Below are 13,121 nucleotides of genomic sequence, written 5' to 3'. Positions count from 1 at the left end.
TCACGCTGCGATCGATGAAGCCAGCCAGGACGCAAGCTCATCCCGCCCCATGGGTCTGCCCACCAGAAAGCCTTGCAGCTGATCGCAACCGGCAATTCGGAGGACGTCCGCTTGATCGGCGGATTCAATGCCTTCGGCCGTGACTGGGATCCCGAGGGCTTGAGCCAAGGAGATCGTGGCCGTCAGGACGTTCCGGCCGGTGCTGCCGTCATTTATGGCTTGAACCAGGGAGCGATCGATCTTCATCCGGTCGAAGCCGAACTCACGAAGCGTGCCGATACTGGCATAACCGGCGCCAAAATCATCAAGAGCAAAACGGATGCCTGCCAATTTCAGGGCGGTGATGGAGCGCCTCGCCTGTTCAGGGTTCGACATCAGCGCCGCTTCGGTGATCTCCAGTGTCAGCCGCGAAGGATCAAAACCGTCCTCTTTCAGGACAGCGAGCACATCCCCGGCGAAATTGGGGTTGCATAGCTGGATCGGAGAAACATTGACCGACAAAGAGAGCGGAGACCATGCCCGGGACGCCACGATGGACTTCCGAAGCATCTGAAGGCCCAGGATATCGATCAATCCACATTTCTCGGCCAGAGGTATGAAGGCGTCCGGGCCGATTGCTTCTTCGGCGCGTCTCCACCTTGCCAGTGCCTCCACGCCCATGATGTCGCCCGAGACCGCCGAAGCCAGAGGCTGGAAGACCGGCTGGATCTCGTCATTCTGGAGGGCGCGCCGAAGGTCGCTTTCCAAGGCCGCAATCTTCTCGCGCCGGCGGTCAAGATCCGGATGATAGGTGACGGCGCATCCCCGGCCCATTTCCTTCGCTTCATAAAGGGCCATATCCGCCCGACGGAGAAGCTCGTGCGCATTCCCTGCGTCGTCACGGCAGGCAACGCCGATGCTTGCGCCAATTTCGATCGTGCGGCCTTCGATGAGAAACGGCCTTTTGAGACGTTCGAGAACCTGATTGTCAAATTCGGCGAGGTCCGCGGAGCCGCGCTGAACCAGAGCGAATTCATCACCGCCCAACCGGGCGACACCGAATACCTCTCCATCGATCTCGCGCAGGGCTTCCGCCACCAGCCTGATCAGATGATCCCCAATCGCATGCCCCCAGGCATCGTTGACTGCCTTGAACCCGTCGAGATCGATAAGGTGCAAAACCAGCACCTGGCTCTTGTCGGCCTGCATCAACCGGTCCAGTCCTTCGATCAGGCCGAGCCTGTTCAAGAGACCGCTGAGGCTGTCATGCGTGGCTTCGTGTTGGGCGCGATCCGCCAGGCTCTTCAAGCGCCGCGTTTCTGACCAGCCTGCAAACAGCACACCAACCAGATAAACGCCGAGGATTGCGATCGCCGCGGCGATAAATGGACGCGCCTCGTCAAAAATCGTGTTTCCCGGAGCGGCACTCGGCCAAGCCAAACGCGCGACTTCAAGTCCATACACATCCATGAGCGGCGAATTCAGAAGATCGCCCGCCGGTCGGTCGGTTATGTGGAGTTCCGGGAGTTGATGTTCCTTGGCCATCTGGGCCACGACCTCAGACGTCAGGGTCTTGAAGAAGCTGAGGACATAGTAGGTCGGATCCGGCACCTGTGACCCAAACGGCTGGACCGCTTCCGACGCCACCGCAATGATGTCATCGCCGTTTTTGAAAAAATTGACGATGGGGTCGATGCCAGGCCGAGCGGCGGCTTCCGTTTGTACGGGAAATTTCTCACCGAGATATTCGACCGGGTCTATCATATCGGATTTGAGATAGGCGATGCTCTTGCCGCCTTCCGGGGCGGTCAGCACGATCCCGTCATAGAGCGCGTAGTCCTCGCTGGTCTTGCCCCAATTCTCATAGACCCAACCCTCGCGATCCCCTTGCGTAATCGCCGCGTGGGCCTCATCCCAGACGGCATTGTCGCGCACGGTCGCTGCAAGTTTCTCCTTGAACGAGGAGACGGCCGCCTCTGCCGCCAGAGTGGCTCTGTTGTCGTCGAGCGCATTCGCGGAACTGCGCATGCGGCCGACCACATGAGCACCTATCCCACCCAGGATCATGGCAACAAGAAGGAGCAGCGAGGTGGCGATGAAAACGGAGTAGCCTTCACGGCTTTCCTTTGGTCGGCGTGCGAGCATGACAGATCCCAGCGTTATTGTTTTGCCCCAAGGCTGCAGAAGACGTCATGTCCGCATTGCGCTGCTCGCATCCACTAGCATGTGCGAATATTAAAAATCGCTAAAACACGTAGTCAACGACTCGTTAATATGTCGACGGGGACCTCGAAACCCGGAGCAGCAAAATGGAGCAGGGGCGTGCGGAGTGCGTTATTTCGCAACGTCAAACCGGGCTTTTAACCCGGAAATCGGGCGGGCCGATGGATCCGCCGAGCGGGCGGGCTTTCTAGAGTCTTCGCAGGAATTCTTCGGTAGTTGCGAGGCGGAGCTGAACCGAGAAGCGGTCTCCCAGAAGTTCGAGCGACGCGTCATGCGTGTCATCGGCTCCGCTGCATGTCGATGCAAAGATGAATCCGGTTGCCAGCCATGTCATTCTCCGCGCTGCTCCTGAGCGGCCCCATCCGGAACGTGGTTCCGGTCGGGACCGGCGGAAGGCCGGCTGCACTATCGGACATCCGACATGGAGGGACGCTCCTCGATCGAACACAAGACCGGCGTCACGCTTTCACGACTGGTTGGACGCCTTGACGAAATCGATGAAGGCCCGCAGCGGCGCCGGCACGAGCCGCCGGCCGGGATAATAGAGAAATGGGCCGGAAAATTGCTGCCACCACGGCTCGAGCACAGGTTCGAGAGAGCCATTGTCGAGATGGGGCCGCAACCAGTCCTCGAACAGCAACATGATGCCGGTGCCGGCAATCGCTGCATCGACGGCAAGATCGGTTGCTGCACCTATCTGTACGATCAGCGGACCGGTCGGATCGATCCGCACCACCTCGCCGTCCCGTTCGAATTCCCAGAGCATCATCGCGCCGCTTGTGAAACGCCCGCGAATGCAGGCGTGGCCAAGCAGGTCGCGCGGATGATCGGGGCGGCCATGGCGATCGAGGTATGCGGGGGATGCCGCGGCCGCGAAGCGCTGCAGGCGCGGACCGATCGGAACCGCGATCATGTCCTGTTCCAGCCGCTCGTCATAGCGGATGCCGGCATCGCATCCCGCAGCCAGCACGTCGACGAAGCTGTCATCGGCGACGATTTCGAGCCGGATGTCGGGATAGGTCGCGAGGAACGGCGGGACGATCGCCGGGAGCACCAGCCGCGCGGCGCTGACCGGTACATTGAGACGGAGAACGCCCGCAGGTTTGTCGCGAAACCTGTTGACCACGTCGAGGGCCGCGTCGACCTCGGTGAGCGCAGGGGTCAACCGAGCCAGCAGACCGGCGCCTGCTTCCGTCGGCACCACGCTGCGTGTCGTACGATTGAGAAGCCTGACCCCGAGTTGCGCCTCGACACGCCGTACCGCCTCGCTCAGTCCCGATGCGCTGCCGCCCGTGCTCCGCGCACCCTCGCGGAACCCGCCGGCGCGCGCCACTGCCACAAAGGCATTCAGATCACCCAGATCGATCTTCATTGTTCGAAATTCCGCACAGCCCGTGCCGACTGTACCCGATTTTCGTGCGGCCTCTCAAGTTCTATATCCACGTCATCTTGAAAAGGAGATATCCATGTCGAACATAGACCAGGCCGGTACATTTATCCTCGGCGACCGCAACGTCAAACGGCTCGGTTACGGCGCCATGCAGCTTGCGGGCAAGGGTGTCTTCGGCCCGCCGAAAGACCGCGATGCGGCAATCGCGGTGCTGCGCGAGGCGGTTGAGGCTGGCGTCAATCATATCGACACCAGCGATTTTTACGGTCCGCACGTGACCAACCAGATCATCCGCGAAGCGCTTCACCCGTACCCTGACGACCTGGTGATCGTGACCAAGATCGGCGCCATGCGCGGGACCGACGGTTCATGGAACCCGGCGTTCTCCGCCGAGCAGCTGACACAGGCCGTCCACGACAACCTGCGCAATCTTGGTCTCGACACCATGGACGTCGTCAATCTGCGCATCATGTTCGATGTCCACGGCCCGGCCGAAGGCTCGATCGAAGAGCCCCTGACCGTTCTGGCGGAGCTGCAGCGCAAGGGCCTAGTCCGCCACATCGGGCTCAGCAACGTCACGCCGGCACAGGTTGCCGAGGGTCAGGACATCGCCAAGATCGCCTGCGTGCAGAACCAGTACAATCTCGCTCACCGGCAAGACGACGCCATGATCGACGATCTCGCCCGCGATGGCATAGCCTATGTGCCGTTCTTCCCGCTCGGCGGCTTCAGTCCACTGCAGTCGTCGACCCTGTCGGACGTTGCCCAGCGCCTGGACGCCACGCCGATGCAGGTTGCACTTGCCTGGCTGCTGCGTCGCGCGCCGAACATTCTCCTCATTCCGGGAACCTCGTCCGTGGGCCACCTGCGTGAAAACCTCGCCGCAGCGGAACTGCAGCTGTCGGACGCGGTGATGGCCGAACTGGAGGGTGTTGCCGGCATCCGCCCCGCCTGAGCACTCCGAACTTGATCGCCACCGTGCGTCGAAAAATCGACGCACGGCATTTGCCTTTACGCGCGCTTTCGCTAAAAGTGAAAGAAAAGCGAACGGAGGGGTGAGGTGTTCATCACAGACCGCCAGACGAAGATCGTCGAACTTGCGAAGTCGGCGGGGCGAGTGCTCGTCGACGACCTGGCGGCGAAGTTCTCGGTAACCTCGCAAACGATCCGCAAGGATCTGAATGATCTGTGCGACAAGCAAATTCTCACGCGGATCCATGGCGGCGCCACTCTTCCCCGCAGCAACGAGAATGTCCGGTATGATGCGCGCAGGCAGATCGCCGCCGCGGAAAAACAGGCGATCGGCGTCGCCGCTGCCAACCTCATTCCGGACAACGCCTCGCTTCTCATCAACATCGGCACCACCACCGAAGCCGTCAGCGAGGCGCTGGTCAATCACCGAGAACTCATGGTGATTACCAATAATATCAACGTTGCCAATAGGTTGCGTCTTCTCGACGAAATCGAGGTGGTCATTGCCGGTGGCGTCGTTCGCCAATCGGACGGTGGTATTGTCGGTGAAGCCGCGGTCGATTTCATCCGCCAGTTCAAGGTCGACTACGCGATCATCGGCGTTTCGGCGATCGACCCGGATGGGGCTCTTCTCGATTATGACTTTCGCGAAGTGAAAGTTGCCCAGGCGATCATCGCCAATGCCAGGCACGTGATCCTGGTTGCCGACTCGACGAAATTCGAGCGCACCGCCCCCGTGCGTATCGGCCAGATCTCCCAGGTCCAGACCTTTATCACCGACCACTGCACGTCTCCTTCGATCCGGGAAATCTGTCTGCAGAACGGCGTTGCGCTGGTGGAGACTTCGGAGACGAACGCTGAGTTTCATTAGCCCTTCAGTTTCGTTTGACATTCGGAATATTTTCGATTTAATCCATTTTAAGTTCACAATGCCTAGGGGCTTGCTGCCGTTTCGGATCAGCGAGGGAAATGATGGGTCAAAAAAATCCACGATATCTTCGTGATCGGCGGCGGCATCAACGGCTGCGGCATCGCACGCGATGCGGCCGGCCGGGGTTATTCGGTCGCACTCGCGGAGATGGACGATTTTGCCTCGGGCACCTCCTCCGGCGCCACGAAACTCATCCACGGCGGCCTGCGCTATCTCGAGCATTACGAATTCAGGCTCGTGCGGGAATCGCTGATGGAGCGCGAAACCCTCTGGGCCATGGCGCCGCACATCATCTGGCCGATGCGTTTCGTCCTGCCCTACCACAAGGGAGGCGTTCGCCCCGCATGGCTGATCCGCCTCGGCCTGTTTCTCTACGATCATCTCGGTGGTCGAAAACTGCTTCCGCCGACCGCGGTGCTCGACATGCGCACCGACCCGGCAGGAAAGCCTCTGAAGCCTCTTTTTACCAAGGCATTCGAATATTCCGACGGCTGGGTCGACGACGCGCGGATGGTCGTGCTGAACGCTCGGGATGCCGCCGATCGCGGCGCCCTGATCCTGCCGCGTACCCGGGTGGTTGCCGCTCGTCGGGAAGGCGGTCTCTGGACTATCGAGACCGTCGGCGCCAGCACCGGCAGGACCGAGACCTATCAGGCCCGCATGCTTGTGAATGCCGCCGGCCCCTGGGTGGATCAGGTGATCCGCGAGGCGCTCGGCAACAATGACGCCCGCCATGTGCGCCTCGTCCAGGGCAGCCATATCGTCGTGAAGAGGAAATTCGAAGGATCCCGCGCCTATTTCTTTCAGAACCGGGACAATCGCATCATTTTCGCAATTCCTTACGAGAACGACTTCACGCTTATCGGCACGACCGACCGGGATTATTCCGGCAATCCGAAGGATGTGAAAATCTCCGAAGAGGAGACGACCTATCTCTGCAATGCAGCAAGTGAGTATTTTCGCGAGCCGGTGCGACCGGCCGACATCGTCTGGACCTATTCGGCAGTTCGCCCGCTTTTTGACGACGGCGCTTCAAAGGCGCAGGAAGCAACGCGCGATTATGTGCTGAAGGTCGACGTCACTCAGGGCGCACCTCTGCTCAACGTCTTCGGCGGCAAGCTGACTACCTATCGCCGTCTTTCGGAACATGCGCTGGAGAAGATCGCCGAAGCGATCGGAGCAAAAGGACATTCGTGGACGGCGAAAAGCCATCTGCCCGGCGGTGATTTTCCTGCCCAGGGTTACGAGGAAGAAGTGGTAAAGCTGAAAGTCCGCTATCCGTTTCTGGAGGAAAGGCATGCGCGGCGCCTGGTGCGCCGGTACGGAACCCGCGCAGCGATGATCCTGGACGGCGCGACCAAGACGCAGGACCTTGGCCACCATTTCGGCGGCGATCTCTATGAGGTTGAAGTGAAATATCTTGTCGACCGTGAATGGGCCATGAGCGCGGAGGACGTGTTGTGGCGGAGAACCAAGGACGGTCTGCGGTTGAGTGAGACGGAAAAACAATATCTGGAGGAGTACATGGCCGCTATACCGGCAAAAATGGCCGGATAAGCGACATGTGTTCCCGATGTGAGGAGGCACGGGAACTCGAATGCTGGAAATGCGCAACGTCGCCAAGATGGTGGGGGGTGAGTATCATATTCATCCGACCAATCTTGCACTGGATCGCGGCTCGCTGAACGTATTGCTCGGCCCGACGCTCTCGGGCAAGACTTCGTTCATGCGACTGATGGCCGGACTTGACCGTCCCACCAGCGGCTCCGTGTATTTCGACGGCGCCGACGTCACCGGCGTCGCGGTGCAAAAACGCAACGTCGCGATGGTCTACCAGCAGTTCATCAACTATCCGGCCCTGACCGTCTACGAAAACATCGCTTCGCCGATGCGGATCGCCGGCAAGGACGCAAAGACAATTGATCGAGAAGTCCGCAAGGCTGCGGAACTGTTGAGATTGACGCCTTATCTCGATCGGACGCCTCTCAACCTTTCCGGCGGGCAGCAGCAGCGTACGGCGCTCGCCCGCGCACTCGTGAAGAATGCGAGCCTGGTGCTGATGGACGAGCCGCTCGCCAATCTCGACTACAAGCTTCGCGAGGAACTGCGCGAGGAATTGCCGAAGATCTTCGCGCAATCCGGCGCCATCTTCGTTTATGCGACGACCGAACCATCCGAGGCCTTGTTGCTCGGCGGCAATACTGCAACGCTCTCGGAAGGGCGGATCACGCAATTCGGGCCGACGATCGAGGTCTACCGTCGCCCGGCGGATCTAGTGACGGCCAAGACATTTGCCGATCCCCCACTCAACTTCATCGATGTGGTCAAGTCCGGCGACTCGTTCCGATACCGGGAAGCAGACAGTCTCGCGGTGCCGCCGCATCTGTCCGGCGTGCCGGACGGCCCGGTGACCATCGCCTTCCACCCCCATCACCTGGGGCTCGCGGCACAGACCGGTAGTGCTGCGAGGGTGAAGGCCCAGACGCAGATTTCGGAAATCACGGGCTCCGAAAGCTTCGTGCATATGCACTACAACGGTGTGCGCTGGGTCATGCTGGCACCCGGCATCCACGACATCGATCCGGATACCGAAATCGAGCTCTTCCTGGATACCCGCCATCTGATGGCTTTTGGAACAGACGGCCGCGCTATCGCGGCGGCGGCTTGAGGACGGCGAACATGGCACGCATCACGCTCGATCACATCCGCCACGCCTACGGCCCCAACCCGAAATCCGACGCCGCCTATGCGCTGCGTGAGGTGGACCACGAATGGGCCGATGGCGGCGCCTATGCCCTGCTCGGCCCTTCCGGCTGCGGCAAGACCACGTTGCTGAACATCATTTCCGGCCTGCTGCAGCCGTCCCACGGGCGTATCCTCTTCGATGGAAAAGACGTCACCAATCTTTCCACGCAGGAACGCAACATTGCCCAGGTTTTCCAGTTTCCGGTCATCTACGACACGATGACGGTCTACGACAATCTGGCATTTCCCTTGCGCAACAGAGGCATCGCGGAACCGGATGTGGATCGCCGCGTCCGCGAGATGCTGGAGATCATCGACCTCTCCGACTGGTCGAACCGCAAGGCCCAGCGCCTCACGGCCGATCAGAAGCAGAAAATCTCGCTCGGGAGAGGTCTCGTCCGCAACGACGTCAACGCGATCCTCTTCGATGAGCCTCTGACGGTCATCGATCCGCATATGAAATGGGTGCTCCGCTCCCAGCTGAAGCGCTTCCACAAGCAATTCGGCTTCACCATGGTCTACGTGACCCATGACCAGACGGAGGCGCTCACCTTCGCCGACAAGGTGGTCGTCATGTACGATGGGGAGATCGTCCAGATCGGAACGCCGGCCGAACTCTTCGAGAGGCCCAGCCATACATTCGTCGGTTATTTCATCGGCTCCCCCGGCATGAACGTGATACCCGCCGAAATTCATGGGAGTACGATCAAGCTCGGAGCCGAGACGATCGCCCTCGATTATGCGCCGAAGCTCGATGCGGGTGGCAGGATCGAACTGGGCATCCGGCCGGAATTCATCCGCATCGGCCGGGAGGGCATGCCTGTCACGGTGACGCGCATCGAGGACATCGGCCGGCGCAGGATCGTTCGCGCAAGCCTTGGAGGGCAATCGATTGCGATTGTCGTTTCCGAGGATGCGGAGGTTCCGGCAGAGCCTCGCGTCACCTTCGATCCCGTTGCGCTGAATATCTATGCCAATTCATGGCGCGTTGGCAGGGAGGCCTGAACCATGGAAAAGACGTGGAACAACAAAGCCTGGTTTCTGGTGCTTCCCGTGCTCCTGCTGGTGGCCTTCTCGGCGGCCATTCCGCTGATGACCGTGGTGAACTATTCGGTCCAGGATACGTTCGGCAACAACGCCTTCTTCTGGGCCGGCACCGACTGGTTCGACGATATCCTGCATTCTGCCCGCTTCTGGGAAGCCCTGCAGCGCAATCTGCTTTTCTCCTTCATCATCCTTGCGCTCGAGATTCCGCTCGGCATCTTCATCGCGCTGAACATGCCGAAGAAGGGGATCGGCGTGCCGGTCTGCCTGGTGCTGATGGCCCTTCCGCTTCTTATCCCGTGGAATGTCGTCGGCACGATCTGGCAGGTCTTCGGGCGGGTCGATATCGGCCTGCTCGGCCACACGCTGGCGGCGCTCGGCATCGACTACAACTATGTGCGCGATCCTCTGGACGCCTGGATCACAGTCGTCGTCATGGATGTGTGGCACTGGACGAGCCTCGTCGTGCTGCTGTGCTACGCCGGCCTCGTCTCCATTCCGGACGCCTATTATCAGGCGGCGAAGATCGACGGGGCATCAAGGTGGTCGGTGTTCCGCTACATCCAGCTACCGAAGATGAAGCGGGTGCTGCTTATCGCCGTCCTGCTGCGCTTCATGGATAGTTTCATGATCTATACGGAGCCCTTCGTGGTCACGGGTGGGGGGCCGGGAAACTCCACGACCTTCCTGTCGATCGACCTCGTCAAGACGGCGGTCGGCCAGTTCGACCTCGGTCCGGCCGCCGCCATGTCGATCGTCTACTTCCTGATCATCCTGCTGCTGTCATGGATCTTCTACACCGTGATGACCAGCAGCGATGCAGACAATTGAAGGAGGGAGAAGAACAATGGCGCGCGCAATCAAATACAAGCCCGCAGGCAATTTCTCCTGGCTGGTCTCGACGATCTACATCATCTTCCTGCTGCTTCCGATCTACTGGCTGGTCAACATGAGCTTCAAGGAGAACGCCGAGATCACCGGAGCCTTCTCGCTCTGGCCGCAGAACCCGACGCTCAGGAACTACATGGTCATCTTCACCGACCCTTCCTGGTACAACGGCTATATCAATTCGATCATCTATGTGGCCCTGAACACCGCGATCTCGGTTCTGGCGGCATTACCGGCTGCCTATGCCTTTTCGCGCTATCGGTTCCTCGGCGATAAACATCTGTTCTTCTGGCTGCTCACCAACCGCATGGCGCCGCCCGCCGTCTTCGCCCTGCCCTTCTTCCAGCTCTATTCCGCCTTCGGTCTCATCGACACCCATATCGCGGTCGCCCTCGCCCATTGCCTGTTCAACGTGCCGCTTGCTGTCTGGATCCTGGAAGGCTTCATGTCGGGCGTACCGAAGGAAATCGACGAGACCGCCTATATCGACGGCTATTCCTTCCCGCGGTTCTTCGTGAAGATCTTCATGCCGCTGATCGCCTCGGGCATCGGGGTCGCGGCCTTCTTCTGCTTCATGTTTTCCTGGGTGGAACTGCTGCTCGCCCGGACGCTGACGACTACGGCCGCCAAGCCCATTTCCGCCATCATGACGCGCACCGTTTCGGCGTCGGGCATGGACTGGGGCGTGCTGGCAGCCGCCGGCGTGCTGACCATCGTTCCCGGCGCACTCGTCATCTATTTCGTTCGAAACTACATCGCCAAGGGCTTTGCCCTCGGTCGGGTCTGACAAGGAGGAACCACGCATGAGCTTTTCATGGATGGCCTGGACACTGCCGACGGCCCTGTTCTTTCTGACGATCCTCGCCCTGCTCATCGGCATGAGCATCTGGGAATATTTCGTGCCGGGCGGTTCGCCCAGGGTCGGCATCCTGCGTTTCGAGACGACGCGGGGAGATCGGCTCTTCATCTCGCTGCTCGGCGCGGCATTCATTCATCTCGCATGGCTGGGGCTTATCGGCCCCAACCTGTGGTGGGCTCTTGCCCTGGCAGTGGTCTACGCAATCGGCGTCTTCCGCTTCGTCTGAAAGGCAAGCTGAAAAGGTGGCGGGAGAACCGCCACTCGGTACGAAATGGCAATCGCAAAACTCTGGGAGGATAAAATGCGACGGCATCTTATGACAACGACGGCAGCGGTGCTGCTGGCTCTGACCGGTTCCGCCTATGCCGGCATGGATGAGGCAAAGCAATTCCTGGACAAGGAAGTCGGCGAACTCTCGACGCTTTCCCGTGCCGAGCAGGAAAAGGAGATGCAATGGTTCATCGATGCGGCAAAACCGCTTGCCGGCCTGGATATCAAGGTCGTCTCCGAAACAATCACCACGCATGAATACGAATCGAAGGTCCTGGCGCCGGCCTTTGCCGCCATCACCGGCATCAAGGTCAGCCATGACCTGATCGGCGAAGGCGACGTGGTTGAAAAGCTGCAGACCCAGATGCAATCCGGCGAGAACATCTATGACGGTTACGTCAACGATTCCGACCTGATCGGCACGCATTGGCGTTACCAGCAGGCCCGCTCGCTCACCGACTGGATGGCGGGCGAAGGCAAGGACGTGACGAACCCCGGCCTCGACCTCCAGGACTTCATCGGCCTGAAGTTCACGACCGCACCGGACAAGAAGCTCTACCAGCTGCCGGACCAGCAGTTCGCCAACCTCTACTGGTTCCGCTACGACTGGTTCAACGACGCCAAGAACAAGGCCGACTTCAAGGCCAAGTATGGCTACGAGCTTGGCGTGCCGGTCAACTGGTCGGCCTATGAGGATATTGCCGAGTTCTTCACCGGCCGCGACGTGGGCGGCAAGAAGGTCTATGGCCACATGGATTACGGCAAGAAGGACCCGTCGCTGGGCTGGCGCTTCACCGACGCCTGGCTCTCCATGGCCGGCAACGGCGACAAGGGCCTTCCGAACGGCCTGCCGGTCGACGAATGGGGCATCAAGGTCAACGAAAAATCGCAGCCGGTCGGCTCCTGCGTCGCACGCGGCGGCGACACGAACGGCCCGGCGGCCGTCTACTCCATCCAGAAATATCTCGACTGGATGAAGGCCTATGCGCCGGCCGCCGCCCAGGGCATGACCTTCTCGGAATCCGGGCCGGTACCGGCCCAGGGCGAAATCGCCCAGCAGATGTTCATGTACACGGCTTTCACCGCCGACATGGTGAAGGCAGGCCTGCCTGTCATGAACCAGGACGGCACGCCGAAATGGCGTTTCGCTCCGTCTCCGCATGGGGTCTACTGGAAGGACGGCATGAAGCTCGGCTATCAGGACGTCGGCTCCTGGACGCTGATGAAATCCACGCCCACCAACCGCGCCAAGGCGGCCTGGCTCTATGCCCAGTTCGTCACCTCGAAGACGGTGGACGTCAAGAAGAGCCATGTCGGTCTCACCTTGATCCGCGAGAGCACCATCCGGCACAAGAGCTTCACGGACCGCGCGCCGAAACTCGGCGGCCTGATCGAGTTCTATCGTTCACCGGCCCGCGTCCAGTGGTCGCCGACCGGCACCAACGTGCCTGACTATCCGAAGCTTGCACAGCTGTGGTGGCAGGCGATCGGTGATGCGTCCTCGGGTGCCAAGACTGCCCAGGCGGCCATGGACTCGCTTTGCTCAGAGCAGGAAAAGGTCCTGCAGCGCCTGGAGCGTGCCAAGGTCCAGGGTGACATGGGACCGGCGCTCGCCGAGGAACGCGATCTTGCATACTGGAACAAGGATGCCGTCGCGAAAGGCAACCTCGCTCCCCAGCTCAAGGTCGCCAACGAGAAGGAAAAGCCCGTCACCATCAACTACGACGAGCTCGTGAAGAGCTGGGCTGACGCCAAGAAGTAAAGCCGGTTCGCCGGGCGCTCAACGCGCCCGGCGGCCACCGACTGCAAAAGTCTCCATT

At 60.4% G+C, this 13,121-nt stretch carries 11 protein-coding genes and 1 pseudogene; 9 read left to right on the top strand and 3 right to left on the bottom strand.

Going from position 1 to position 13,121, the window contains the following annotated elements; genetic code table 11:
- From LZK81_RS03295 to LZK81_RS03285, 3 genes and pseudogenes are all read right to left on the bottom strand, one after another.
- Entirely contained in the window at positions 1-2,124 is a 2,124-nt protein-coding gene (locus tag LZK81_RS03295; protein WP_233955195.1) for an EAL domain-containing protein, read from the bottom strand.
- 265 nt (positions 2,125-2,389) lie between these two features.
- Positions 2,390-2,503 (bottom strand): annotated as a pseudogene (locus LZK81_RS03290) (cysteine hydrolase); the annotation flags it as partial.
- Positions 2,504-2,668: 165 nt separating this feature from the next.
- Positions 2,669-3,574: a LysR family transcriptional regulator gene (locus LZK81_RS03285; RefSeq protein ID WP_233955194.1), complete on the bottom strand. Its 906-nt coding sequence runs from the start codon at positions 3,572-3,574 to the stop codon at positions 2,669-2,671.
- A 94-nt stretch (positions 3,575-3,668) separates the two neighbouring features.
- On the opposite strand from LZK81_RS03285, the gene LZK81_RS03280 reads away from it, so the two are divergent.
- The 9 genes from LZK81_RS03280 (at position 3,669) to LZK81_RS03240 (ending at position 13,063) form a co-directional block, all read left to right on the top strand.
- Entirely contained in the window at positions 3,669-4,547 is an 879-nt protein-coding gene (locus LZK81_RS03280; protein WP_233955193.1) for an aldo/keto reductase family oxidoreductase, read from the top strand.
- Positions 4,548-4,652: 105 nt separating this feature from the next.
- Complete coding sequence (locus LZK81_RS03275; protein ID WP_233955191.1) at positions 4,653-5,435, top strand: DeoR/GlpR family DNA-binding transcription regulator; 783 nt, start codon at positions 4,653-4,655, stop codon at positions 5,433-5,435.
- A gap of 129 nt (positions 5,436-5,564) precedes the next feature.
- Positions 5,565-7,052 (top strand): glycerol-3-phosphate dehydrogenase, encoded by a 1,488-nt coding sequence (gene glpD, locus LZK81_RS03270; RefSeq protein WP_418936464.1) that lies wholly within the window; start codon positions 5,565-5,567, stop codon positions 7,050-7,052.
- A gap of 40 nt (positions 7,053-7,092) precedes the next feature.
- Positions 7,093-8,163, top strand: a complete 1,071-nt coding sequence (locus tag LZK81_RS03265) for an ABC transporter ATP-binding protein (protein ID WP_233955189.1) — start codon at positions 7,093-7,095, stop codon at positions 8,161-8,163.
- 11 nt (positions 8,164-8,174) lie between these two features.
- On the top strand, positions 8,175-9,245 hold the full coding sequence (locus LZK81_RS03260; protein ID WP_037087140.1) for an ABC transporter ATP-binding protein: 1,071 nt from the start codon (positions 8,175-8,177) through the stop codon (positions 9,243-9,245).
- Positions 9,246-9,248: 3 nt separating this feature from the next.
- Positions 9,249-10,115: a carbohydrate ABC transporter permease gene (locus LZK81_RS03255; protein WP_037087143.1), complete on the top strand. Its 867-nt coding sequence runs from the start codon at positions 9,249-9,251 to the stop codon at positions 10,113-10,115.
- Positions 10,116-10,131: 16 nt separating this feature from the next.
- The gene (locus LZK81_RS03250; protein ID WP_046603203.1) at positions 10,132-10,959 is read left to right on the top strand and encodes a carbohydrate ABC transporter permease; all 828 of its coding nucleotides are present in this window, start codon (positions 10,132-10,134) and stop codon (positions 10,957-10,959) included.
- Positions 10,960-10,975: 16 nt separating this feature from the next.
- A complete protein-coding gene (locus LZK81_RS03245; protein WP_233955188.1) occupies positions 10,976-11,257 on the top strand; it encodes a DUF2160 domain-containing protein in 282 nt (93 codons plus the stop codon).
- Positions 11,258-11,332: 75 nt separating this feature from the next.
- A complete protein-coding gene (locus tag LZK81_RS03240) occupies positions 11,333-13,063 on the top strand; it encodes an ABC transporter substrate-binding protein (RefSeq protein WP_233955186.1) in 1,731 nt (576 codons plus the stop codon).
- Positions 13,064-13,121 lie beyond the last annotated feature (58 nt).

This window comes from Neorhizobium galegae (assembly GCF_021391675.1).
In the GTDB taxonomy this organism is placed as follows: domain Bacteria; phylum Pseudomonadota; class Alphaproteobacteria; order Rhizobiales; family Rhizobiaceae; genus Neorhizobium; species Neorhizobium galegae_B.
The sequence above is the reverse complement of the archived record's forward strand: the minus strand, read 5'-3'. Positions and strand labels throughout refer to the sequence as shown.

What these genes read in the sequence shown, in the direction of transcription:
- LZK81_RS03295 (WP_233955195.1), bottom strand. Translation starts at nt 2,124, where the DNA reads ATGCTCGCACGCCGACCAAAGGAAAGCCGTGAAGGCTACTCCGTTTTC.
- LZK81_RS03285 (WP_233955194.1), bottom strand. Translation starts at nt 3,574, where the DNA reads ATGAAGATCGATCTGGGTGATCTGAATGCCTTTGTGGCAGTGGCGCGC.
- LZK81_RS03280 (WP_233955193.1), top strand. Translation starts at nt 3,669, where the DNA reads ATGTCGAACATAGACCAGGCCGGTACATTTATCCTCGGCGACCGCAAC.
- LZK81_RS03265 (WP_233955189.1), top strand. Translation starts at nt 7,093, where the DNA reads ATGCTGGAAATGCGCAACGTCGCCAAGATGGTGGGGGGTGAGTATCAT.
- LZK81_RS03260 (WP_037087140.1), top strand. Translation starts at nt 8,175, where the DNA reads ATGGCACGCATCACGCTCGATCACATCCGCCACGCCTACGGCCCCAAC.
- LZK81_RS03255 (WP_037087143.1), top strand. Translation starts at nt 9,249, where the DNA reads ATGGAAAAGACGTGGAACAACAAAGCCTGGTTTCTGGTGCTTCCCGTG.
- LZK81_RS03250 (WP_046603203.1), top strand. Translation starts at nt 10,132, where the DNA reads ATGGCGCGCGCAATCAAATACAAGCCCGCAGGCAATTTCTCCTGGCTG.
- LZK81_RS03245 (WP_233955188.1), top strand. Translation starts at nt 10,976, where the DNA reads ATGAGCTTTTCATGGATGGCCTGGACACTGCCGACGGCCCTGTTCTTT.
- LZK81_RS03240 (WP_233955186.1), top strand. Translation starts at nt 11,333, where the DNA reads ATGCGACGGCATCTTATGACAACGACGGCAGCGGTGCTGCTGGCTCTG.